Origin of the sequence: Zavarzinia aquatilis (assembly GCF_003173035.1) — a bacterium.
Lineage (GTDB): Bacteria > Pseudomonadota > Alphaproteobacteria > Zavarziniales > Zavarziniaceae > Zavarzinia > Zavarzinia aquatilis.
In genome coordinates this window covers 301,594-325,671 of the sequence record NZ_QGLE01000001.1, presented here as the reverse complement: position 1 = coordinate 325,671, position 24,078 = coordinate 301,594, and the positions used below count along the sequence as shown (strand labels likewise).

Here is a 24,078-nt window from a genome sequence, read left to right as displayed (position 1 = left end):
TCTCACCTGAGAGGGGGATAGGTGGCAGGGACGGGGGCGGTCCCCGGGCTGCCCGGCCGGATGGACATATCCGTCAGACTGACACCGAGTTCGCCAGCCCGCAGGGCCTGCGCCTTTTCGAGGGATCGGATCGCCTGCCCCGTGTCGCCCTCGGCCCGGGCGAGCAAGCCGTCGGCATAATAAAGCTGCGAACTCTGCCAGCCGCTGTCGAGCAGCGGGTCGATCAGGTCGCGCGCGCGGTCGTGATCGCCCTCGCCCATCGCGGCCCAGAACGCCTGCAGGGCGAGATCGCGGTCACCCGGTGCCCGCGTCAGCAGCCGGTCGTAGATCGCTGTCGCCTCGCCATACATGCCGGCGGAGGAATAGACCCGCGCCAGCGCCGCCTGAAGGCCTTCGTTGTTCGGATCGGCCTGCAACGCGGGGATGAGCAGATCATAGGCCTCCTGCGGGCGGCCGGCCTGACGCGCCCGGTCGGCCCGATCGGCGATGAGGCCGTTGCGCAGGGCAGAAAGCTGGCGCCGGTCGTCGTCATTGCGGGCGAGCGGCTGAAGACGGGCGACCAGCGGCTCGATCTCGGACTCGTTGCCTTCCCGGGCGACGACACCAAGCAGGGCGGCGTAGTCGCCGAATTTCGCACCTGCCGGCAGCGGCTTGGCCAATTCCCGGCGCGCCAGCGCGAGGGCGCCCGGCTTGTCGCCGAGTTCCGACAGGGCATTGGCGATCTCGCCCTGCATGGCGGGGGTCAGATCCTTGCGCTGGGCAAGGCTGCGGAAGGTCGCCTGCGCCTGATCGCGATTGCCGGAAGCAGCAGCGAGCTGCGCGGCCTTCAGTGTGTTCTTCAGCGCGATATCGTCGGCCAGCGCCTTGATGTCCCGGGTACGTTTCGGCCCCGGGATACGGTTCAGCAGGGCTGCCGCTTCCTGCGGCTTCCCGCGGTCGAGCGCGTAGAGCGCGGCGGCATGAAGGGCTTCGGCGCTGGGCGCGGGGCCTGTCGACGCCAGGGTCATCAACCCGTCCGCGCCCTGATAATCGCCCTGCCGCAGCAGGAAGCGGGCGTAGGACAGGCGCAGCCAGGGATCGCCCGGCAATTTCGACACTGCCTGATTATAGGCTTGCCGGGCACCGGCGGCATTGCCGGCCTGGGCCAGCGCCTCCGCTTCCTTGCGCAGCTTGTCAGCCTCGGCGGCGGCGAGACTGCCCTGCATCCGCTCCCGCAGGTCGGCGGGCACGCGCGCCTCCAGCGCCTTCGCCTCGGCCATGCGGTTCTGGGCGACGAGAACGCGATAGAGCCCGGCCGTGGCATCCTTGTCGCCGGGACGTGCCTTCAGGACCGAGCGATAGAGCTTTTCCGCCTCGGCGTATTTCCGCTGGCGCTCCTTCACGCTGGCCATGAGCGCGACTGCCAGCCTCTGTTCCTTGTAGCCGGCGCCGATCAGCGGCCGCAGCAGCCTTTCCGCCTCGTCGAGCCGGCCGGCCCGTGCGGCGGCCTGCGCGGCGCCATAACCGGACATGAAGGCCCCCGCCCGATAAAGGTCGGAATATTGCTCCTTCAGGCTGGGGTCGATCGCCACCGCCCGGTCCATGTAGTCCTGCGCCTCCTTCTGGCGGCCGGCGTTCATCTTCAGGCTGGCGAGGCCGGTCAGGGCCGATGTGTTGTTGGCATCGAAACCGAGCGCGATCAGGAACAGCTTCTCGGCTTCCGCATAACGTTTGTCGGCGACGGCGGTATAGGCCAGCGAAACCGCCCTGTCCGCCGTATCCGGCTTCATCGGCGCCGTCAGCACGGTCAGCCGGTCGGCCACGTCCTTGTCGTCGGCATGGGCGGCGAGATAGTCGCGGTACAGCACCTCGTCCGCCGGTGCGGCGTTCAGCCAGAGCAGCGCGTTGCGCCACGCCCTCACCGCCTCTTCCGATGTCGGTGCGAGGCGGGCGAGCATGGCGATCCCGTCACGCCGGGTGACTTCGCGATAGGTCAGGGCCTTGGCGTAATCGAGCTGCAGGCCCTTGTCGTCGGGACTGCGCCGCGCGAGCGCGCCCAACCGCTCCCGCGCTTCCGCCCACCCCTCCTCGGTCCCGGACAGGGCGTTGTAATATTCGACCGCGAATTCGAGGGGCGGCGGCAATCCGGCGAAGGCCTGCCGGTAGAAGGCAACCGCCCCGGCGGCATCGCCCGCCTTCGTCGCCGCGCGTGCCTGTTCGATCAGGGCCGGAGAAATCCGTCCCCGGGCGAGCGACTGCTTCAGGCGATCGACGCGCGTGTCCGAAGGCGCCAGGGCCGTCAGCCTTTCGAGAAAGCCGGCGGCCTTCTGCTCCTCCCCTGCCTCGATCGCGACGAGGCCGGATTGATAGATCCCTTCGACATTCGCCGGGTCGATGCTCAGAACCTGTTCGAGCAGTTGCTGCGCCAGATCGGGCCGACCATGCTGGCGCCAGAACGAAGCGCGGTCGAGCAGCGACTGCAGCGACTGCAGCGACGACGGCGACGTGGCTTCCGGGGCCGCCGCCGGGCCAGCCGGCGCGTTTTGCGCGACGGCGCCACCCAGCGGCACGCCAAGACCGAATGCGGCCAGGAGCAGCGACGCGAATAAACCGGCCCGGATGCCGGGTCTCCCGAGATCTGCGGATGTGGTCGACGTCATCGAGCGGGTCATTCCAAGGGCAAGAACCAACAGGCGCGAAGGTCCGCCGGGCCTGATCCATTTCGCACCGATTAGACTATATCCACCTCATTTTGGCGATATCTTTTGTGTTACCAGGCATTAACCCCTTGACTCAGCCCAGCGCCGCCTTGACCCAGGGGCTGGCCTTGCCGAAATCCATCACACCGCCGTGCCGTTCACGCAGCAGGGCCATGACCTTGCCCATGTCCTTCATCCCCGAAGCGCCCAGCTCCGCGATGGCGGCGGCGATTGCCGCCTTGGCGTCGGCCTCGTCCATCTGCCTGGGCATGAAGCCCTCGATGACGGCGATTTCCGCCTTTTCCTTGTCGGCAAGCTCGGGGCGGCCGCCCTTCTCATAGGCCTCGACCGAATCGCGGCGCTGCTTGATCAGCTTTTGCATCACGGTAACGAGCTCCGCCTCGCCGACGCCGCCATCGGGTCCATCGGTGCGGGCGGCGATGTCGCGGTCCTTGAAGGCGGCCAGAATCATGCGGATCGTCGTCACCCGCAGCATCTCCTTGGCGCGCATCGCCTCCTTCAGGGCGGCATTCAGTTCATCGCGCAGCATGGTTCCCATCCTCTTCTCTCAAGGGCCGGCACATTAGCGCACCTGTCATGCATAGACCATAAGCCGTTGACCAAAATGGCACTTTCTATCGTGACCGATCCCTTGACGCGGGCGCCACCCGCCTTTATGGTCCGCCCGATTTGACCGGCGGGTACCCCCCGCCGCGGAGTTCCCTGATGCCTACGACGCCAGACACCATGCCCCCGCTCCCCCCGCGGGGCAGCATTCCTGACGACGCGCGCCCAACCGCCGACCAGGCGGCGGGCGCCAAGCCGACCGGCGTTCTCGTTCTCGCCGACGGCACGACCCTCTGGGGCCGCGGCCTCGGCGCCACGGGCGACGCGGTCGGCGAAGTCTGTTTCAACACCTCGATGACCGGCTACCAGGAGATCCTGACGGATCCCTCCTATACCGACCAGATCATCACCTTCACCTTCCCGCATGTCGGCAATGTCGGCACGAATTTCGAGGATATCGAATCGGTCGGCCCCGCCGCCCGCGGCCTGATCCTGCGCGCCGACGTGACCGAGCCGAGTTCGTGGCGCGCGGCAAGCCATCTCGATGCCTGGGCGAAGCAGCGTGGTCTCGTCGGCCTCGCCGGGGTCGATACCCGCCGCCTGACCCGGCTGATCCGCGCTTCCGGCGCGCCCAACGGTGTCATCGCCCACAGCCCGACCGGCACCTTCGACCTCGACGCCCTGAAGGCCAAGGCCGCGGCCTTTCCCGGCCTCGAAGGCCTCGATGTCGCGAAGCAGGTGTTCTGTCGCCAGTCCTATACCTGGGACGAGACCCTGTGGTCCCTCGGCAAGGGTTACGGCCGGCAGGAGAATGCGCAGTTCCACATCGTCGCCATCGACTATGGCGTGAAGCGGAACATCCTGCGCTGCCTCGCCGCGACCGGCGCCAGGGTGACGGTCGTCCCGGGCGATACCTCGGCGGAGGCGATCCTCGCCCTTTCGCCCGACGGCATCTTCCTGTCCAACGGCCCGGGCGATCCGGCGGCGACCGGCGTCTATGCCGTGCCCGTCATCCGCAGCCTGATCGAGACCGGCAAGCCGGTGTTCGGCATCTGCCTCGGCCATCAGATGCTGGCCCTCGCCCTCGGCGCCAGGACCGCCAAGATGAAGCAGGGCCACCGCGGCGCCAATCATCCGGTCAAGGACAAGACCACCGGCCGGGTGGAAATCACCAGCCAGAACCATGGCTTCGTGGTCCTGCCCGAGACCCTGCCCGCCAATGCCGAGGAGACTCACGTCTCCCTCTTCGACGGCACCAACGAGGGGCTGCGGATGCTGGACAAGCCGGTGTTCTCGGTCCAGTACCACCCCGAGGCCTCGCCGGGCCCCGAGGACAGCCACTATCTCTTCGATCGGTTCATCGACCTGGTGAAGTCCCATGCCTAAGCGTACCGACCTTTCCTCGATCATGATCATCGGGGCGGGGCCGATCGTGATCGGCCAGGCCTGCGAGTTCGACTATTCCGGCACCCAGGCCTGCAAGGCGCTGAAGGACGAGGGTTACCGGGTCATCCTGGTCAACTCCAACCCGGCGACCATCATGACCGACCCGGGTCTCGCCGATGCGACCTATATCGAGCCGATCACGCCCGAGATTGTCGCCAAGATCATCGAAAAGGAGCGGCCCGACGCCCTTCTGCCGACGATGGGCGGCCAGACCGCGCTGAACACGGCGATGGCCCTCGCCGACGACGGCACCCTCGCGAAGTTCAATGTCGAGCTGATCGGCGCCAACCGCGAGGCGATCGAAAAGGCCGAGGACCGCCTGCGCTTCCGCGACGCGATGGACAAGCTGGGACTGGAAAGCCCGAAGTCCCGGGTCGCCCATTCGATGGCGGAAGCCATGGACGCCTTCGCCGACATCGGCCTGCCCGCGGTGATCCGCCCCAGCTTCACCCTGGGCGGCACCGGCGGCGGCATCGCCTACACGCGGGAAGAATTCGACCGCATCGTGACCTCGGGCCTCGACGCCTCGCCGACGACCGAAGTCCTGATCGAGGAGTCGGTCGCGGGCTGGAAGGAATACGAGATGGAGGTCGTCCGCGACAAGGCGGACAACTGCATCATCATTTGTTCCATCGAGAACGTCGATCCGATGGGCATCCACACCGGCGATTCGATCACCGTCGCGCCGGCGCTGACCCTGACCGACAAGGAATACCAGATCATGCGCAACGCCTCGATGGCGGTGCTGCGCGAGATCGGGGTCGAGACCGGCGGCTCCAACGTCCAGTTCGCGATCAATCCCGCGGACGGCCGCATGGTCGTGATCGAGATGAATCCGCGCGTCTCGCGCTCCTCCGCCCTGGCATCGAAGGCGACCGGTTTCCCCATCGCCAAGGTCGCCGCCAAGCTCGCCATCGGTTACACGCTGGACGAGCTGATGAACGATATCACCGGCGTTACCCCGGCGTCGTTCGAGCCGACCATCGACTATGTCGTCACCAAGATGCCGCGCTTCACCTTCGAGAAGTTCAAGGGCTCGGAAGCGTTGCTGACCACGGCGATGAAGTCGGTCGGCGAAGCCATGTCGATCGGCCGCACCTTCAAGGAATCGGTGCAGAAGGCCCTGCGCTCGATGGAAACCGGCCTCTCGGGCTTCGATCCCGTCGAGCGCCTGCACGGCGACCGCGACCTGATCGAGGTCGAGCTGGGCAAGCCCGTGCCCGACCGCCTCGTCGTCGTCGCTGACGGTTTCCGCGCCGGCCTCTCCATGGAGGAGATCGCCGAGATCACCAAGATGGACCCCTGGTTCCTGCGCGAGATCGAGGAGATCGTCGCCGAGGAAGCCCGGGTGATCGAGGGCGGCCTGCCCGAGACCACCGCCGGCTGGCGCCGCCTGAAGGCCATGGGCTTCTCGGACAAGCGCCTCGCCAAGCTCGGCAACACGACGGAGCAGAAGGTGCGCGCCGCGCGCCGCGCTGCCGGCGTCCGCCCGGTGTTCAAGCGCATCGACACCTGCGCCGCGGAATTCGACAGCCGCACGCCCTATATGTATTCGACCTATGAGTCGGCCGATTTCGGCGAGCCGGAATGCGAAGCCCAGCCGAGCGACGCGAAGAAGGTCGTCATCCTGGGCGGCGGGCCGAACCGCATCGGCCAGGGCATCGAGTTCGACTATTGCTGCGTCCATGCCTGCTACGCGCTGACCGAAGCGGGCTATGAGACCATCATGGTCAACTGCAACCCCGAGACGGTCTCGACCGACTACGACACCTCGGATCGGCTCTACTTCGAGCCGCTGACCGCGGAAGACGTGCTCGAGCTGATCGAGACCGAGAAGCAGAACGGCACGGTCCATGGCGTCATCGTCCAGTTCGGCGGCCAGACCCCGCTGAAACTGTCGAAGGCGCTGGAAAACGCCGGCATTCCCATCCTCGGCACCTCGCCCGACGCGATCGACGTCGCCGAGGACCGCGAGCGGTTCCAGGCCCTGCTGCAGAAGCTGGACCTGCGCCAGCCGAACAACGGCATCGCCACCTCCGCCGAGGAAGCGCGCGCCGTGGTCGAGCGGATCGGCTTCCCCGTCGTCATCCGGCCGTCCTACGTCCTCGGCGGCCGGGCGATGGAAATCGTGCGCGATATCCCCGGCCTCAACCGCTACATGACCGAAGCCGTGGTCGTCTCCGGCGACAATCCGGTGCTGATCGACGGCTACCTGAACCAGGCGACGGAAGTCGACGTCGACGCCCTCGCCGACGGCGAGACGGTCTATGTCGCCGGGATCATGGAGCATATCGAGGAAGCGGGCATCCATTCGGGCGACTCGGCCTGCTCGCTGCCGCCCTACACGCTCTCGAAAGAGGTCGTCGAGGAGTTGAAGCGTCAGACCGAGCAGATGGCCCGGGCGCTCGGCGTCGTCGGCCTGATGAACGTGCAGTTCGCGATCCAGGGCGACGATATCTTCGTGCTCGAGGTGAATCCCCGCGCCTCGCGCACCGTGCCCTTCGTCGCCAAGGCCATCGGCGAGCCGGTGGCCAAGATCGCCTCCCGCGTGATGGCCGGCGAGAAGCTGGCCAGCTTCGGCCTCGCCTGGAAGAAGCTCGACCATGTCGCGGTCAAGGAATCGGTCTTCCCCTTTGCCCGCTTCCCCGGCGTCGACATCCTGCTCGGCCCCGAGATGAAGTCGACGGGCGAGGTCATGGGCCTCGACAAGACCTTCGAGCTGGCCTTCGCCAAGTCGCAGCTCGCTTCGGGCACGCGCCTGCCGCAATCGGGCCAGGTCTTCATCTCGGTGCGCAAGGCCGACAAGGATCAGATCCTTGAGCCGGCGCGCCAGCTCGTCGCCATGGGCTTCGAGATCGTCGCGACCAAGGGCACCGCCGACTTCCTCGAAGAAAACGGCGTTCCCGCCAAGCGCGTGAACAAGGTGCTCGAGGGCCGGCCGCATATCGTCGACGCGATGAAGAACGGCGAGATCGCGCTGATGTTCAACACGACCGAAGGCTCGAAGTCGATCCACGACTCCTACGAGATCCGGCGCACCGCCCTTACCCTCAAGATCCCCTACTACACGACAACGGCGGGGGCAGAGGCGGCGGTTCTGGCCATTGCGGCGCTTCGCCTCGGGCGCCTTGAAGTTGCCCCGCTGCAATCCTACACTTGATCCCCGCGACCGCCCGGTCGGCCCTGTCAGGCTGGCCGGGCGGTCGCAACTCCGGTGGCCTACAGTTGGGGCGTGCCCATAATCAGGTAGAGGGGCGATGGAAAAAGTGCCCATGACGGCGGGGGGGTATGAAGCCCTCGAAGCCGAATTGAAGCGGTTGAAGACGGTGGACCGGCCCGCGGTGATCCAGGCCATTTCCGCTGCGCGTGAACACGGCGATCTGTCGGAAAACGCGGAGTATCACGCCGCCAAGGAAAAGCAGAGTTTCATCGAAACCCGCGTGATCGAGCTTGAAGACAAGATTTCCCGCGCCCAGGTGATCGACGTCTCGAAACTCTCGGGTCAGGTGATCAAGTTCGGCGCGACCATCACCCTGGTCGACATCGACACGGATGACGAGGTCGTCTACCAGATCGTCGGCGTCGACGAGGCGGACGTGAAGGCCGGGCGCCTGTCCGTGTCCTCGCCCGTCGCGCGCGCGCTGATCGGCAAGACCGTCGGTGACGAAATCGAAGTGACGACGCCCGGCGGTCACAAGTCCTACGAAATCCTCAAGGTCCAGTTCGGCTGAGACCGTAGCGGTCGCCCCGGCCCACGCCGGGGCGACCGCGCATGACGCCGGTCAGCCCCGGCCGGGCAGCAGCCCCTTGAATTTGGCGATGATGCCGATCATCACCTCGTCCGCGCCGCCGCCGATCGAGGTCAGGCGCCCGTCGCGATAGCGGCGCGAGACCATGGTCTCGGCCATATAGCCCATGCCACCCCAATATTGCAGGCAGCTGTCGTTCACCTCGCGCGTCAGGCGGGCCGCCTTCAGCTTGGCCATGGAGGCAAGGACGGTGCAGTCGCCGCCTTTGACATGGGTTTCCACCGCGCTCCAGGTCAGGGCGCGCAGCGCCTCGACCTCGGTCATCAGCTCGATCAGGCGGAAATGGACCACCTGATTGTCGAGGATCGACTTGCCGAAAGCCTTGCGGTTGCGGGTGTATTCGATCGTTTCCTCGATCGTGCAGTCGCAGCCGCCGATGGAGGACAGGGCGCCGTAGAGCCGCTCCTCCTGGAATTGCAGCATCTGGTAGACGAAGCCCATGCCCGGCTCGCCGATGATGTTGCGCTTCGGCACCCGCACCTCGTCGAAGAACAGCTCGGCCGTGTCGGACGAGTGCATCCCCATCTTCTTCAGCTTGCGGGCAACGGTGACGCCCCGGGCCCGGTTCCCCTTGTCGTCCTTCAGCGGCACCATGATCAGCGACTTGTTCTGGTGCTTTTGACCGTCGGACGTATTGGCCAACATGCACATCCAGTCGGCTTGCGTGCCATTGGTGATGAAGATCTTGGACCCGGTGATGACGAGGTCGTCGCCGTCCGGCACGGCCCTGGTGCGGATCGCCGCGACATCCGACCCCGCGTGGGCCTCGGTCACGCCGATGCAGGCGACGGCATCGCCCGAAATCGCCGGCACGAGGAAGTCGCGGCGCAGTTCGTCCGAGCCGAAGCGGGCGAGCGCGGGGGTCGCCATGTCGGTCTGCACGCCGATCGCCATGGAAACGCCGCCCGAGCGGATGCGGCTGAATTCCTCCGCCGCCACGGCGGCATAGGAATAGTCGAGACCAAGACCGCCGAAATCCTCCGGCTTGTTGATGCCGAGGAGGCCGAGGGCGCCCATCTTGCGGAACAGCGCCTTGGCCGGGAAGATTTCCGCCTCCTCCCAGGCATCGCACTGCGGATTGATCTCGTCCTCGACGAAGCGACGGATCGTGCGGCGCAGGTCTTCGTGCTGGCTGGTCAGCTCCATGGCTCTCTCCCGATTTTATAGTTCGTGGCACGAACTATTTGGCGGAAGCGCCGGTGAGTCAAGCGATGAGGTCGCCGACCTGTTCGAGGGAGGCGAGATCGCGTCGGGCGTCTATCAGATAGGCGAGTTCGGTCGCCGCGCCCAGGATGTCGTCGGCCTTCTCGCCCATCAGGTCTTCGAGCTTGCGGGCGAGCGCCGCCTCGAAGGCGCCGTGGCGGGCGAGGCCTTCCTCGGTCAGGCGAAGGCGGATGCTTCGGGCGTCCATGGGATCGGGCTCGCGGGTGATCAGGCCGCGTTTTTCCATCTCCGCGATCAGGGCCGAGGCGGTGGGCTTGCCGACCGCCGCCTGCAGGGCGAGGTCCCCTGCCCGCTTCGGCCCCCGCTTCAGGAACAGCAGGAAACGGTATTGCGGCACGGTAATGTCTGCTTCCCGGGCCACCAGCTCGAAATCCCGAAACAGGACGACGATCGCCCGCGCCAGCAGAATCGCACGCCTGTCCACCATGACTGCCTCCCTCAGAGCGGCGTGATACTAGCGACCGGGAAGCTCATGTGAAACCGGGGGATGGCGACGGACAGGACCGGTTTCAGGGCCGAGAGATCGGGCATGAATTCTCCGTCGGTGCGCCAATCGCGCAGGCGCGACAATCCCGCCCGGCCCCTGGCCCCGGGCGCGAGGGTGAAGAGATGATCGCCCATCACCTGGCCGAGACATCGGAAGGATCGTGGAATGATCGCCGTCGTCACCGGCAGCGTGAAACGTGCCCGGTCATAGTCGAAACCGGCGATTTCCCGGCCGTCCACGGTCACCGTGATCCGCTCGCCCCGCGCCGTCGGCGTGAAGTTGAAATCCGCCTTGTCCTTGGGAATGCCCCAGTTGCGGCGGCCGTTGACCACGCTGTCGAGGGTCGAGACGAAGATCCGGCTGATCGACCAGAAATGCTGGCCGTGAAAGTCATAGCTGCCGGGAATATAGAGCAGTTCGCGATAAGGGCCGGCGGGCGTGTCGGCGTAATCGACCAGCATCAGGATGGCCAGCCGCCCGGGGCGCCGCTTGCCACGCAAGGCCGGGGCGATGAAGGGATCGCCATCCAGCACCGCCGCGGGGCCCCGCATCAGCGAGACATAGCCCCGGCCCCGGATCGCCCAGGGCGCGGGGGCATCGACGACCGGCGCCGTCAGAATTTCCGGCTCCCGGCACACGGCAACAGCCGGCAGACGCGACAAGGCTGGCATGACTCTAACCCCCCCTCCAATTTCTGATAAATTGTCATTTTAAATGGAAAAAGAAAACCCTTCACCGAGGGGTCAGGCGAAGGGTTGGGTCATTGACCAGTAAAGAGAGGAAACGAAGAAGCCTGAGGGGATGTTTCAGGGCCTTCTGATGATGATCATGCGCGTAAAACGTGAATAAAAGGTAAGCGGTTTGCCTTGACCTTCACCTGGCCGGCTTGCAAACCTGCCTGCGGCGGCGCACCGACAAGAATGACAAAGCAGCGCCGCGGGGAGAGTGGCATGAGCAGCGTCCATCGTGCGGCCGGGGCCGCGTCCAGGCCCGTCGGCGTCGGCACGCTTTTCGCCTTCGCGGCGCCGGCCCTCGGCCTTTATGCCGTCGGGCTGCCCGTCGCGGTCTATCTGCCGCCCTTCTACGCCAATGATCTCGGCCTCGGCCTGACCGTGGTCGGGCAGATCTTCATGCTGTGCCGCCTGTTCGACCTCGCGGCCGATCTTGGCCTCGGCGCCGTCAGCGACCGGGTGCGCAGCCGCTTCGGCCGCCGCCGCTCGATGCTCGTGCTCGCGGTGCCGCTGATGGGTCTCGGTGCCTGGCAGATGTTCATGCCGCCCGCGGGCGCCGGACCGCTCTATGTCCTGTGCTGGCTCGTCGTGATGTATGCCGGCTATGCCCTCGGGGTCATCAGCCATATGTCGTGGGGCGCGGAACTCTCGCCCGATTATCACCAGCGCAGCCGGATCCAGGGCTGGCGGGAAATGGCCGGCATCATCGGCATCGTCGCCCTGCTCGCCCTGCCCGCGCTCATCGAGCAGATGCGCGGCGGCACCAAGGCGGAGCATATCGCCGCCATGGGCTGGTTCATCATCGCCATCTTCCCGCTGGGCGTGCTGTGGTGCGCGATCAAGGTGCCCGATCCGTCCACCGCCACGACAGGACCGTCCAGCCATCCCGGGCTGCGCGAAACCGTCCTGACCGTCGCCCGCAACAGGCTGGTCCGCCGGGTGCTGCTTGCCGATCTGCTGGCGGGCGTGCCGCCGGCGGTGACCGGCGCGCTCTTCATCTTCATGATCGAGGCCGTGGCGCGGACGCCCGGCATCACCTCGACCCTGCTGCTCGGCTATTTCGTTGCCGGCATCGTCGGCATTCCGGCCTGGATGGCGATATCGCAGCGGTTCGGCAAGCACCGCGCCTTTGCCCTGGGCGCCCTGTGGAACTGCGTCCTCGCCCTCTGTTTCCTGCTGATCGAGCCCGGGGATTCGACCACGCTGACCGTGATCACCCTGCTTTATGGCCTCGGCTATGCCTCCGGCACGTTCCTGCTGAAGGCGATCATGGCCGATGTCGCGGACGAGGACGAAATGCGCAGCGGTCACAATCGCACCGGCCTGTTCTTCGGCGTGCTGACCATGACCAACAAGGTCGGCTTCGCCCTTGCCGTCGGCGTGACCTATCCATTGCTCGCCCTGTTCGGCTTCTCGCCCGAGGCGGCGGCCAGCACCCCCGCCGGTCAGCCGATCGCGGGCACCGGGGCGCTGATGGCGGTCTTCGTGTTCCTGCCCTTCGCCATGAATCTCGCGGCAGCGGCGATCATGGCGCGCTTCCCGCTCGACGCGGCGCGGCTGGCCGAGGTGCACCGTGTGCTGTCCGCGCGGCGCGCCGGCGAATAAGCCCGGCGACCTCGACCGCGGCGGCGATCAGCCCGGCCCAGAGCGCCGGGCGCAGGCCGAATTCGACATCGAGATTGGCTGCCAGCACGCGCAAGGGGTCGATGCCGCGTAAGGCAAAGAAGAAAAGCGCCTCGGCCAAGGCCGCGCCGAGCCCGGAGACGGCGACCAGAGGCAGGATCGCGACGGGCGAAGACCAGCGCCGCCGCGCCAGCGCCCAGAGATAGAGCCCGGCGGCCACCGTCGCTTCCGCCGGATCGGCCTTCGACTGCATGAAGAAATGGACAAGGGCCAGCAGCCCGATGCCATAGGTCATCCGGTGCAGCCGCCGCCAGCGCACACCGCCAAGGCGCCGGACCATGCCATCGGTCGAGGTCGCGGCCAGCAGACAAAGACCGATCAGGGCGATGAAGCCGATGGTGAGATAAAAGCGCCCGACGATTTCCGCGACAATCGCGACCGGATCGAAGGCCTGATCGCCGACATAGAGCAGGAAATGCGCGGCGATATAGGCGAAGGCACCGAGCCCCAGCATCCGCCGCAGCAGGGCGAATTCCGGCACCGCAAGACCGGCGCGCAGCGGCGTCAGGCACAGCGACAACAACAGCAGGCGCATCCCCCACAGGCCGGTCAGATGGATGACGGCATTGAGAGGGCGCGGCATGAGGTCGCCGCCCGCCCATTGCCCGGCGATGAAGAGCGCCGGCACGAACAGCGCGGCGAAGACCGCGAGTTTCAGCCAGGACAGCCGGCCCCGCCGGTCTTGCCAGGGAAAGGCCGGGGATTTCACCGGAGAGGAAGCGGTCGTCGTCATGGCAGAACATTCGTATCGCGCTGCGGCGAAGTTACGGCGGGCCATTGCCTTTTGCCCGGGCAGGGTCTAATCGACGCGATCATGACCGCCACCGCCGCACCCCCCTCACCGCTTCGTGTCGCCGTCATCGGCTGCGGCATGATGGGCCGCAATCACCTTCGCTGCTACGCCCGTCTGCCGGGTGTCGAGATCGTCGGCGCCGTCGATCCGAGCGAAGCCAACCGGGCGGAGGCGACCAAGGCTTTCGGCGTCACCACCTTCGAGACGCTGGACCGCCTGCCCAAGGTCGACGCGGTCTCCATCGTCACGCCCTCGGTCACCCATGCCGACCTCGCGGATCATCTGATCCGCCGCGGCATCCACTGCATGATCGAAAAGCCCCTCGCCCTGTCGGCCGAGGAAGGCCGGCGCATCGCCGACCTCGGCAAGGCGGCGGGCGTCACCCTCGCCGTCGGCCATCTCGAGCGTTTCAATCCCGCCGTGGTCGCGCTGAAGGCGGCGCTGCCGCAGCTCGGCCCCCTTCACGCCGTCACCGCCCGGCGCCTGGCCAAGGCCGGCCGTATCGTCGATGTGGACGTGATCGACGACCTGATGGTGCATGACATCGACGTCGTGCTCGACCTCCTCGGCCGGCCCGAGGCGGTCAGGGCGCAGGTCGATGGCCTGCGCGGCGCCGATGTCCCCGGCTACGATTACGCGACCGCCCTCGTCGGCTTTCCGGGCGGCATTCTCGCCGCGATCAGCGCCAGCCGCATGACACCGATCCGCATCCGCACCCTCGAGGTGCTGGGCACCGAAGCCGGCGCCGTCGCCGATTATATCGCCCAGACCCTGGTGATCCGCCGCCCGGGCGAAGGCGGCAGCGTGGTCGAGACGCCGGTTCCGATCGAGCGGCGCGAGCCCCTGCTCGATGAACTCGCCGATTTCCTCGACGCGATCCGCAACAGGCGCCCGCCCCGGGTCACCCCCGATCAGGCGGTGCAGACCCTCGCCCTCGCCGAGCGGCTAAAGGCGGCGCGCGACCTGTGATCCGCCTCACCGCAGGGATGGCGGCGAGGCCATAGTCTCGGCGGCATGTCGATGCGATATGCCGCCCTTTCCCTTCTGATGCTGCTGACGGCGACGCCGGCCTGCGCCGATGTCGACCGTATCCTCGTGACCAAGGCGGAGCGGAAACTTCGCCTGTACGAAGGCGAGACCCTGGTCCGCGAATACGACATCCACCTCGGCTCCGCCCCCGAGGGCCGCAAGCAGGTGGAGGGCGACGGGCGGACGCCCGAAGGCCTCTACCGCATCGAGGGGCGCAATCCCGCCTCGGCATATACGCTCTCGCTGCGGATTTCCTATCCCGAGCCGTGGGATCTCGCCGCAGCTTCGAAGCGGGGCCTGTCCCCGGGCGGCGATATCATGATCCACGGTCAGCCCAACGCCCTGCCCGACGCCGTGACCTTGCCCTGGGACTGGACGGCCGGCTGCATCGCCGTCTCCAACGACGCCATCCGGGAAATCTGGTCGCTGGTGCCCGACGGCACCCCGATCGAGATCAGACCCTAGCCAAGCCACGCGCCGGCGGCTAATCCTTGCCGCCATGATGACCCGCCCCCTCGCCCGCCGCGCCTGACATGGTCGCCGTCCGCTTCGCCCCCAGCCCCACCGGCCGGCTTCACGTCGGCAACGCGCGCATCGCCCTCGTCAACTGGCTCTTCGCCCGGAAGCACGGCGGCAGCTTCCTGCTGCGCCTCGACGATACCGACCGGGAACGCTCTACCGCCGAATTCGCCGCCGCCATCGAGGAAGACCTGCGCTGGCTCGGCCTCGACTGGGACGCTTTCGCCCGCGAGTCCGACCGTTTTCCCCGCTATGACGAGGCCATTGCCGCCTTGAAGGCCAGCGGCCGGCTCTACCCCGCCTGGGAGACGGCGGAAGAGCTGGAACTCCGCCGCAAGCTGCAGATCGCGCAGCACCGTCCGCCGGTCTACGACCGCGCCGCCCTGAAGCTGGGCGAGGCCGACAAGGCGCGGCTGACGGCGGAACGCGGTGCCCCGCACTGGCGCTTCCGTCTCGACGGCCGGCGCCTGTCCTGGCCCGACCTCGTCAAGGGCGAGACGGTGGTCGATACCGCCTCCCTGTCCGATCCCGTGCTGATCCGCAGCGACGGCCAGCCGCTCTACACCCTGACCTCGGTCGTCGACGACATCGACTTCGCCATCAGCCATGTCATCCGCGGCGAAGACCATGTAACCAACACGGGCGTGCAGATCGAATTGTTCGAGGCACTGGGCGGCGCGGTGCCCGCCTTCGGCCATCTCTCGCTGCTGGTCGACGGCACGGGCGCCGGCCTGTCCAAGCGCCTTGGCTCGCTATCGCTCGCCTCGCTGCGGGCGGAGGGGATCGAGGCGCTGGCGGTCGATGCCCTGCTCGCCCGTCTCGGCACCGCCGATCCGGTGGAACCGGTCGCGGCGCGGGACGCCCTGATCGAGGGGTTCGACCTGTCCCGTTTCGGCAAGGCGCCCGCACGCTTCGATCCATCGGAACTCCGCACCCTGTCCGCCCATGTCCTGCAACATCTCGACTTCGAGACGGTGCGAGAGCGCCTGCCGGCGGGCGCGGATGCCGCGTTCTGGCAGGCGGTACGCGGCAATATCGCCGTCGTCGGCGATGCCGCCGACTGGTGGCAGGTGGTGACCGGCCCCGTCGAGCGCGTGGAGATCGAGGATGCCAGGGGCGTCCTCGCCGTGGCCGCCGACCTGTTGCCGGCCGAGCTCGATGGCGAGAGCTGGGGGCGCTGGACCTCGGCCATCGCCGCGGCGACCGGGGCCAAGGGCAAGGCGCTGTTCCTGCCGCTCCGCCTCGCGCTGACCGGCCGCGCCCATGGCCCCGAAATGAAGACAATTCTCCCTCTGATAAAAAGTCAGGAAATTAAGTCGCGTTTGGCGTGAATGAACCTTGTCCCCAGGGTTTTACTTGATCAGTATCAATGTTCATTGCCGTCTCGGGTGCAAAGAGATTGTGGCAGGGACGGGCGTTCATGCCCTCTTGATCGCTGACCCAGAGGGCCTGACTTTCCAACCATGCCTCGCTCGACGCCAGAACATCCCCTGCAGTCGGAACGCCGTCTCCAGCCGATTTTCGTTGCGCTGGCGTCGGGATTATTCGGGTTCGTCCTCGCCCTCGTAAGCTTGCAGATCATGCTCGAGATCCTGCACGCCCAGGTCGAATCCGATCTGCGCACCCTGGCCGAGACCATCCGCAATGCTCCCGACGGGTCGACATCGTCCGGAACATTGAGCCCGATGGTCAGCATCGCCAAATCGAGAACCGAAGTGCCGCGTTCGACCGCCGATATCTGCACGGAGCGGCTGGTTCAATGGCTGGACGGACAGGCGCAGGTCTCCCTGGCAGAGGCCCGGACCGCCCTCGCTGGCGGCGTCTGTCGTGGCGCGGCCGTCGTCGTGACGCCCGAGGGCGAAGGCGGCGCCTTCACGGTGTTAAGGGCCCTCGGCGGCGACGACCGTTCCGTCCGCGTCGAGGCGACCACGATCCGCCAGAGCGATATCACCGGCATCCGCTTTCTGTTGAGCAATCCAGCGATGATGGGACTGGCCATCTCGATCAGCCTGAGCGCCGGCCTCTTCGGCTATTTCCTGCGGCGCAGCCAGTATCGAGCCTATGTGAACATCCGGCAGCAGGCCTTCACCGACGAATTATCCGGCGCATTGCGACGCGAGCAGTTTCTTGCCAATGTCCGGCAGACGGTCGACCGTGTGCATGAAATGGGCGGCACGGTCAGCCTTCTCGCCATCGACCTCGACCACTTCAAGTCGATCAACGACAGCTTTGGCCACGGCGCCGGCGACGAAGTGATCCGCAGTTGCGGGCGTCTGCTGTCGGCGGCGGTGCGCGACGGCGATATCGTCGGCCGCGTCGGTGGCGAGGAGTTCGCCATCCTGCTGCCCAACCTGCCGAAATATATCGCCGCCGAAGTCGCCGACCGCCTGCGCAAGCAGATGGCGTCGCACGCCTTCTGCTTCGACGGCCGCGACCTCTTCGTCACCATGTCCACCGGGGTGGCGTCGCTCATGAGCACGGATTCGATCGAAGCCCTGATGGACCGCGCGGACCGCCGGCTCTATCTGGCCAAGGCCCATGGCCGCAACTGCGTCGTCTGGGAAGACGACGACAACCACGATTACTGAAACGCCCGGCCCCACTCAGTCCGGCAGGCGCCGGCCGTGCCACCGAACACGCCCAATGACGCTGAAGGAGGCTTCGCCATTGGCTATCGGCAGAGGTTCGGCCGGATAGCGGACGTCTTCCGTCACGAGCAGAAGCTGACCGGCGACAGTTCGGCCAATCCGCCGGATCAGCAAGATGTCAGACGAAAGGAAGGCATAGAGGCGTCCGTGGCGCAAATCGCAGTCGGAGTTGTCGATGAGCAGCAGATCGCCCACCGCGATGACCGGCGCCATGGCGTCATCGCCCGCGAAGGCATGGACCAGATCGGCTGGATTGCAGCCGGTGAGGCCGGCAGCCCAATCATGCGTCAGGCTCAGCGCCGCGTGGCTCGTCTCGCCATCAACGTCCTGTTCCCCCGGCAGACGCAATGTTTCGGCGAAATGAGGGATGGCGAGGAACATCGGCGAGCCCGTGGCCTCGGCACGATCCCGACCGACCGCGGGCGTGCGCCCGGTGACGAGCCAGGTCGGATCGCCGCCGACATCCGCGAGCGCCTTGAGGACGTGGCAACGGGGCTCGGTCTCATTGCGCTCGTAGGCCTGATAGGTGCGCTCGGCGACGCCGAGCTGAACCGCCAGTTCTTCCTGACTGAGTCCCAATTTCTGCCGGAAGCGAGACAGCCGCGCGCCGACACTGGTCATGACACACCGTTGTTCATCACCTGAGGACAAGACCGGCTGCGTTCGCAGCACTTGCCAGATGGCGCGATAAATCGCGTTTCTTTTCCCACCGGCTCGCACTTTCTCGCGTGCACTACAGGCAATCGACTTGAATCGAGGGATACGCCGTGGTTCATTTTCGCTACTTCTCTTCCTGCCGGGGGGCAAGCGGAAGCAGACGCCATCCCCTCTGAACGGTCAAGTCCATGACGCAGTCGGCGTTCGCGTTGTCTCTTTGGACAGGAGCGGCAGGTTTCCGGGAGGAAGACCGCGCGCCTGCGAAACACCATTACTCAGGGGTCTCGCGTTGGATCGGGTAAAGGCGCTCAAGCCCCTTCATGTGGCGATCCTCGCGGCGAGCTTCGGGGCCGTGCTTACAACCATCGGCACGGCGGTTTTCATCGCCGAATCCGGCCGCCGGATTGATGACGACCTCGCGCAGGCGGCGCAGCAGATCCGGCAGGCGATCGAAGGCGGCGACATGCCACCGCATTCCACCGGCAAGATGGTCGCGACCACGGTCGCGACCTTTCCTCTGGTGTCCGGGAGCGTCGACGCCTGCGTCGGGCAACTGCGTGATGCCTCACGACCCGTTGTTCCGCTGATGCCCGAAGGCGAGTTGCAGCGGATCGCCACTCAGTCCTGCGAAGGCCGTGAAATCGGCATTGCTGGCGATGGCAGTGCCCTGGAAGGTTTCGTCCTGATCTCCACCCGAAAGACCGACGAGGGCGGCCGGATGGCGACCCTGGTCGGCTTCCGGCCGGGAAGAGAAATCACCGCCGGCAGCCTGATCCACACCCCGCCGGTCATTGGCCTCGCGATTGCGATCATCCTGTCCAGCGGGTTGTTCGGCTATGCCCTTGGTCGCCGGGCCTATCGGAGTTTTCTGACCGCGAAGGCGCGGGCCGTCACCGACGGCCTGTCCGGCGTGCTCCGGCGCGAGCAATTTCTGACCAGCCTTGGCCAATTCGTCGCCGCGGGCGGTGTCCGGGGCGAGAGCGGCAGCGTGCTCGCCCTCGACCTCGATCACTTCAAGCGGGTCAACGACAGCTATGGTCATGCCGCGGGCGACGAAGTGATCCGCACCTGCGGCGAATTGATCAAGACGACGGTCAGGAGCGGCGATCTGGTCGGCCGCACGGGCGGCGAGGAATTCATGATCCTGTTGCCGGGAATGCCGAAATTCCGGGCGGCGGAGGTCGCCGACCGCCTGCGCAAGCGTCTGGCCGCCCATGCCTTCACCTTCGACGGACAAACCGTCTTCGTCACCATCAGCATCGGCGTCGCCTCATTCATGCCGGGCGATACGCTGTCGACCCTGGCCGCGCGGGCCGACCATCGTCTCTATGCCGCCAAGAACGCCGGCCGCAATGCCGTCGTCTGGGAAGACGACGACAATCACGACTATTGACGCCGCGCGCCCCACACACTGCGCACCATGTGAAAATCGAGCCGGATCATGGACCGGCCTGATCCGATCTGCTAAAGCCTGTCGCCTTGACGGGAGATCGGGTCGTGGTTCTGGTTCTGCACAATGGCGCGACGGGCAAGCGGGAGGAATTCGTCCCCCTGCACAAGGATTCCGTGGGCATGTATGTCTGCGGACCGACGGTCTATGACTTCGCCCATATCGGCAATGCCCGCCCGGTCATCGTCTTCGACGTGCTCTACCGCCTGCTGAAGCGCCGCTACGCAGAGGTTCGCTACGTCCGCAACATCACGGACATCGACGACAAGATCAACGCCCGCGCCGCCCAGTCGGGCGAGCCCATCGGCGTCATCACCTCGCGCACCGCCGCCGCCTTTCACGAGGACATGGCCGCCCTGGGCGCCCTGCCCCCGGATGTGGAGCCGCGCGCGACCCAGCATATCGGCAACATGATCGCCATGATCGGGCGCCTGGTGGAACGCGGCTTCGCCTATGTCGCCGAGGGCCATGTCCTGTTCAGCGTCGGCGCCAAGGCCGACTACGGCAAACTGTCGAACCGCAGCCGCGACGAGCTGATCGCCGGCGCCCGCGTCGATGTCGCCCCCTACAAGAAAGACCCGGCGGATTTCACCCTGTGGAAACCGTCGGCGCCCGACATCCCGGGCTGGGACAGCCCCTGGGGCCGGGGCCGGCCGGGCTGGCATATCGAATGCTCGGCCATGAGCCTTGCCGAACTCGGCAAGACCTTCGACATCCACGGCGGTGGCCGCGATCTCGTGTTTCCCCATCACGAGAACGAAGTGGCGCAATCCGAGGCGGCGAATGGCGCGCCCTTCGTCCGCTACTGGGTGCACAACGGTTTCCTGACCGTCAATGGCGAGAAAATGTCGAAGAGCCTCGGCAATTTCGTCGTCGTGCGCGATGCGCTGGCCAAGGCCCCGGGCGAGGCGCTGCGCCTCAACATGCTCTCGACCCATTACCGCGCGCCCATCGACTGGAACGACGAGGGTATCGTCCGCGCCCGTCAGGCGCTCGACCGCTGGTACGGCCTGATCGAGAAAGCCGAGGCGCATCTTGGCCGCGCCATCGCCCCCGCCGCCGTTCCGCAAGCGGTCGAGGCGGCGCTGGACGACGATCTGAACACGCCGCAGGCGATCGCCGAGCTGCACGCCATCGCCAATGAAGGCTACCAGTGCGGCACGGGCGATGCCCTGGTTGAGGCCGCCGCCCGCCTGAAGGCCGGGGGGCAAGCCCTCGGCATCCTGGCGCAGGAGCCGCATCAATGGTTCCGCTGGAAACCGGCGGGCAGCGAAGACGGCCCGACCGACGATGAAATCGAAGCCCTGATCGAGGCGCGCAAGGCCGCGCGCAAGGCGAAGAATTTCGCCGAAGCCGACCGTATCCGCGACGATCTCGCCGCAAAAGGCGTGATCCTCGAGGACGGGCCGACAGGGACCAAGTGGAAACGGGCATAGGGTCATGAGCAAGGAACGGCTGTATCTGTTCGACACGACGCTGCGGGACGGCGCCCAGACGCGGGGCGTCGACTTTTCGGTCGAGGACAAGCGGAACATCGCCCTCGCCCTCGACCGGCTCGGCGTCGATTATGTCGAGGGCGGCTGGCCGGGCGCCAATCCGACCGACAGCGCCTTTTTCGCCGCGCCGCCCGCCCTGTCCCGCGCCCGCGTCACCGCCTTCGGCATGACGCGGCGGCCGGGCCGCAGCGCCGACAACGACCCGGGCCTCGCCGGCCTCACCGGGACGACGGCGCCCGCGATCTGCATCGTCGGCAAGACCTGGGATTTCCAGGTCGATGTCGCGTTGGAAATTCCGCGCAGCGAGAATATCGACATCATCGGCGAGTCCATCGCCCATCTGCGCTCCAAAGGCCGCGAGGCGATGCTCGACGCCGAGCATTTCTTCGACGGTTACAAGGCCAATCCCGCCTATGCCCTCGACTGCCTGCGTGCCGCCCATGGTGCTGGCGCCGACTGGGTCGTGCTGTGCGACACCAATGGCGGCACCCTGCCCCATGAAGTCTCGCGCATCGTGTCGACCGTGGTGGACGCCATCCCGGGCATCCGCCTCGGCATCCATGCCCATAACGATACCGATAATGCGGTCGCCAATTCGCTGGCTGCCGTGCTGGCCGGCGCGCGTCAGGTCCAGGGCACGCTGAACGGCCTTGGCGAGCGTTGCGGCAATGCCAATCTGGTCAGCCTGATCGGCACCTTCTGCCTGAAGCCCGACTTCGCCGACCGGTTCGAGACCGGGATCAGCGAAAAGGCGCTGGCGCATCTGACGCCGACCTCGCGCCTGCTCGACGAGATTCTGAACCGCAGTCCGAACAAGCACGCGCCCTATGTCGGTCAGGCCGCCTTCGCCCACAAGGGCGGGCTACATGTCTCGGCCGTCCTCAAGAACCCGAAGACCTACGAGCATGTCCCGCCCGAGGCCGTCGGCAACGAGCGGCAGGTGCTGATTTCCGACCAGGCCGGCAAATCGAACATCCTTGCCCGCCTGCGCGACGTCGATATCGAGCTGGACCCCAAGGACAGCCGCATCGACCGCCTCCTCGAAGAGGTGAAGGAGCGCGAGTTCCAGGGCTACTCCTACGACGGCGCCGATGCCTCCTTCGAGCTGATGGCGCGCCGCGTGCTCGGTCAGGTGCCCGATTATTTCTTCGTCGACAGTTTCAAGGTGCTGGTCGAGCGGCGTTACAACGCCCGGCGCGAGCTGGTCACCGTCTCGGAAGCCATCGTCCGGGTGCAGGTCGACGGTCACAGGATGCTGTCGGTTGGCGAAGGCAACGGCCCGGTCAACGCCCTCGACGCCGCCCTGCGTCAGGACCTCGGCAAATATCAATCCTATATCGACGATCTCGAGCTGGTCGATTTCAAGGTGCGCATCCTGCAGCTCGGCAATGGCACCGCGCAGAGCGAGGCGCCGGTCAGCGTCGACCGCTGGCAGGCCGGCACCGGCGCGGTGACCCGCGTGCTGATCGAAAGCGCGGACAAGGCGGGCAACCGCTGGTCGACCGTCGGCGTCTCGGCCAATATCGTCGAAGCCTCGTTCCAGGCCCTCGCCGATGCCATCGTCTTCAAGCTCTATCGCGACGGCGCCCCGGCCGGCACGGGCCCCGCCGAATGAGCGACGAGGAAGACCGGCCGCTGCGCGCCGAAGGCGCCAATCCTTTCGGCGTCGGCATCGGCTCCCGCCCGAAGCCCAAGGGTGTCGGCGTCGGACCGAAGGAAGGCCCCGGCCCCATCGTCATCCTGGTCACGCCCCAGATGGGCGAGAATATCGGCACGACCGCCCGTGCCATGGCCAATTTCGGCCTGACCGAACTGCGCCTCGTCGCGCCGCGCGACGGCTGGCCGAACGAGCGTGCCTTTTCCGCCGCCTCCGGCGCCGACTGGATCCTGCAGGACGCCAAAGTCTATTCGACCACGGCCGAGGCGGTCGCCGACCTGACAAGGGTCTATGCGACGACGGCGCGCGACCGCGACATGGTGAAACCCGTGGTCACGCCGCGCCGCGCCGCCCTAGAATTCCGCGCCCTGATCGACGAGGGCCAGCGCGCCGGCATCCTGTTCGGACCGGAGCGCACCGGGCTCGAGAACGACGACATCGCCCTCGCCCACACGATCCTGTCGGTGCCGACCTCGCCCCGCTTCTGGTCGATGAACCTCGCTCAGGCGGTACTGCTCGTCGCCTATGAATGGCACATGCTCGAGGTCGAGGTGCCGGAGAAATTCCTGCGCATCGGCCAGACCGAACCCGCCACCCAGGCCGAGGTTCAGGGCCTTGTCGATCATCTGGTGACGGAACTCGATGACGCCGGTTTCCTGCGCCCGGTCGAGAAGAAACCTTCGATGGTGCGCAACATCGTCAGCTTCATCCAGCGGGCGGAGCCGACAGGACAGGACGTGCGGACTTTACGCGGTGTCGTCCGCGCCTTGACCCGGCGTTATCAGCGGGGCCAGCCCAATCCCCGCCCGCGCAAGCCTCAGGCCGGTTCGTAAATTACATAGAGTTTCTTCACCGGCTCGATGGTGGTCCAGGTGCCCTTGAAGCCGGCGGGGATGGCGAAACTGTCGCCCGGACCGAAGTCTTGCGCCGTGCCGTCCTCGGCCGTGAGGCGGACCCGGCCTTCGAGAATCACGCAGACCTCTTCTTCCGAATAATCGACGGCCCAGCTGCCTTCGGTCGACGACCAGACGCCGGAAAAGAAGCGCCCGCCGGCATCGGTATAGTCATTCCACAGTCTCGTCGTCGGCTGCCCCGACAGGATGCGGGACGGCGCGCCGGCCTCGCCCGCGCCTTGGCACAGGCCGATCTTCACGATTTTCGCACTCACGCTGGCGCCCCCGGCATGTCCTGTCACTGGCTGCCA

The 24,078-nt window shown here is 66.6% G+C and carries 20 protein-coding genes; 12 read left to right on the top strand and 8 right to left on the bottom strand.

Annotated features, from left to right (window positions below; genetic code table 11):
* Positions 1-2: 2 nt before the first annotated feature.
* Positions 3-2,549 carry a tetratricopeptide repeat protein gene (locus tag DKG74_RS01595; RefSeq protein ID WP_165837477.1) on the bottom strand — a complete coding sequence of 849 codons (2,547 nt, stop codon included), beginning with the start codon at positions 2,547-2,549 and terminating at the stop codon, positions 3-5.
* A gap of 223 nt (positions 2,550-2,772) precedes the next feature.
* Positions 2,773-3,228, bottom strand: coding sequence for a GatB/YqeY domain-containing protein (locus DKG74_RS01590; RefSeq protein WP_109901908.1), 456 nt, complete (start codon positions 3,226-3,228; stop codon positions 2,773-2,775).
* A gap of 197 nt (positions 3,229-3,425) precedes the next feature.
* Between DKG74_RS01590 and carA the strand changes: the two genes are divergently transcribed.
* From carA to greA, 3 genes are all read left to right on the top strand, one after another.
* On the top strand, positions 3,426-4,631 hold the full coding sequence (carA, locus tag DKG74_RS01585) for a glutamine-hydrolyzing carbamoyl-phosphate synthase small subunit (protein ID WP_109901906.1): 1,206 nt from the start codon (positions 3,426-3,428) through the stop codon (positions 4,629-4,631).
* Complete coding sequence (gene carB, locus DKG74_RS01580; protein WP_109901904.1) at positions 4,624-7,851, top strand: carbamoyl-phosphate synthase large subunit; 3,228 nt, start codon at positions 4,624-4,626, stop codon at positions 7,849-7,851. The genes carA and carB overlap by 8 nt, the downstream gene beginning before the upstream one ends.
* Before the next feature lie 97 nt (positions 7,852-7,948).
* On the top strand, positions 7,949-8,422 hold the full coding sequence (gene greA, locus DKG74_RS01575; RefSeq protein WP_109901902.1) for a transcription elongation factor GreA: 474 nt from the start codon (positions 7,949-7,951) through the stop codon (positions 8,420-8,422).
* 51 nt (positions 8,423-8,473) lie between these two features.
* On the opposite strand, the gene DKG74_RS01570 is transcribed toward greA, so the two are convergent.
* From DKG74_RS01570 to DKG74_RS01560, 3 genes are read right to left on the bottom strand one after another with little or no spacing between them, the layout of a single operon-like run.
* Positions 8,474-9,646, bottom strand: a complete 1,173-nt coding sequence (locus tag DKG74_RS01570; RefSeq protein ID WP_109901900.1) for an acyl-CoA dehydrogenase family protein — start codon at positions 9,644-9,646, stop codon at positions 8,474-8,476.
* Positions 9,647-9,704: 58 nt separating this feature from the next.
* Complete coding sequence (locus tag DKG74_RS01565; protein ID WP_109901898.1) at positions 9,705-10,151, bottom strand: MarR family winged helix-turn-helix transcriptional regulator; 447 nt, start codon at positions 10,149-10,151, stop codon at positions 9,705-9,707.
* An 11-nt stretch (positions 10,152-10,162) separates the two neighbouring features.
* Entirely contained in the window at positions 10,163-10,882 is a 720-nt protein-coding gene (locus DKG74_RS01560; protein WP_133251463.1) for a hypothetical protein, read from the bottom strand.
* 279 nt (positions 10,883-11,161) lie between these two features.
* On the opposite strand from DKG74_RS01560, the gene DKG74_RS01555 reads away from it, so the two are divergent.
* Positions 11,162-12,547, top strand: coding sequence for an MFS transporter (locus tag DKG74_RS01555; protein ID WP_165837476.1), 1,386 nt, complete (start codon positions 11,162-11,164; stop codon positions 12,545-12,547).
* Here the strand turns inward: DKG74_RS01555 and DKG74_RS01550 are convergent.
* Positions 12,468-13,358, bottom strand: a complete 891-nt coding sequence (locus DKG74_RS01550) for a protein-methionine-sulfoxide reductase heme-binding subunit MsrQ (protein ID WP_109901892.1) — start codon at positions 13,356-13,358, stop codon at positions 12,468-12,470. The two genes, DKG74_RS01555 and DKG74_RS01550, sit on opposite strands and share 80 nt — an antisense overlap.
* A gap of 81 nt (positions 13,359-13,439) precedes the next feature.
* On the opposite strand from DKG74_RS01550, the gene DKG74_RS01545 reads away from it, so the two are divergent.
* The 4 genes from DKG74_RS01545 (at position 13,440) to DKG74_RS01530 (ending at position 17,554) form a co-directional block, all read left to right on the top strand.
* The gene (locus tag DKG74_RS01545) at positions 13,440-14,387 is read left to right on the top strand and encodes a Gfo/Idh/MocA family protein (protein WP_109901890.1); all 948 of its coding nucleotides are present in this window, start codon (positions 13,440-13,442) and stop codon (positions 14,385-14,387) included.
* Positions 14,388-14,432: 45 nt separating this feature from the next.
* Positions 14,433-14,912: a L,D-transpeptidase family protein gene (locus DKG74_RS01540; RefSeq protein WP_109901888.1), complete on the top strand. Its 480-nt coding sequence runs from the start codon at positions 14,433-14,435 to the stop codon at positions 14,910-14,912.
* Between the two features lie 68 nt (positions 14,913-14,980).
* Positions 14,981-16,297, top strand: a complete 1,317-nt coding sequence (gene gltX / locus DKG74_RS01535; protein ID WP_109901886.1) for a glutamate--tRNA ligase — start codon at positions 14,981-14,983, stop codon at positions 16,295-16,297.
* Positions 16,298-16,546: 249 nt separating this feature from the next.
* Complete coding sequence (locus DKG74_RS01530; RefSeq protein WP_165837475.1) at positions 16,547-17,554, top strand: GGDEF domain-containing protein; 1,008 nt, start codon at positions 16,547-16,549, stop codon at positions 17,552-17,554.
* Positions 17,555-17,569: 15 nt separating this feature from the next.
* Here DKG74_RS01530 and DKG74_RS01525 read toward each other — a convergent pair whose 3' ends face one another.
* A complete protein-coding gene (locus tag DKG74_RS01525; RefSeq protein ID WP_109901882.1) occupies positions 17,570-18,235 on the bottom strand; it encodes an XRE family transcriptional regulator in 666 nt (221 codons plus the stop codon).
* Between the two features lie 325 nt (positions 18,236-18,560).
* On the opposite strand from DKG74_RS01525, the gene DKG74_RS01520 reads away from it, so the two are divergent.
* From DKG74_RS01520 to DKG74_RS01505, 4 genes are all read left to right on the top strand, one after another.
* Positions 18,561-19,664: a GGDEF domain-containing protein gene (locus DKG74_RS01520; RefSeq protein ID WP_109901880.1), complete on the top strand. Its 1,104-nt coding sequence runs from the start codon at positions 18,561-18,563 to the stop codon at positions 19,662-19,664.
* A gap of 104 nt (positions 19,665-19,768) precedes the next feature.
* Positions 19,769-21,157, top strand: a complete 1,389-nt coding sequence (cysS, locus tag DKG74_RS01515) for a cysteine--tRNA ligase (protein ID WP_109901878.1) — start codon at positions 19,769-19,771, stop codon at positions 21,155-21,157.
* A gap of 4 nt (positions 21,158-21,161) precedes the next feature.
* Positions 21,162-22,832, top strand: coding sequence for a citramalate synthase (gene cimA, locus DKG74_RS01510; RefSeq protein ID WP_109901876.1), 1,671 nt, complete (start codon positions 21,162-21,164; stop codon positions 22,830-22,832).
* Positions 22,829-23,707, top strand: coding sequence for an RNA methyltransferase (locus DKG74_RS01505; protein ID WP_109901874.1), 879 nt, complete (start codon positions 22,829-22,831; stop codon positions 23,705-23,707). Before cimA ends, DKG74_RS01505 begins: the two co-directional genes overlap by 4 nt.
* On the opposite strand, the gene DKG74_RS01500 is transcribed toward DKG74_RS01505, so the two are convergent.
* Complete coding sequence (locus DKG74_RS01500; protein WP_109901872.1) at positions 23,692-24,042, bottom strand: cupin domain-containing protein; 351 nt, start codon at positions 24,040-24,042, stop codon at positions 23,692-23,694. The genes DKG74_RS01505 and DKG74_RS01500 overlap by 16 nt on opposite strands.
* Positions 24,043-24,078 lie beyond the last annotated feature (36 nt).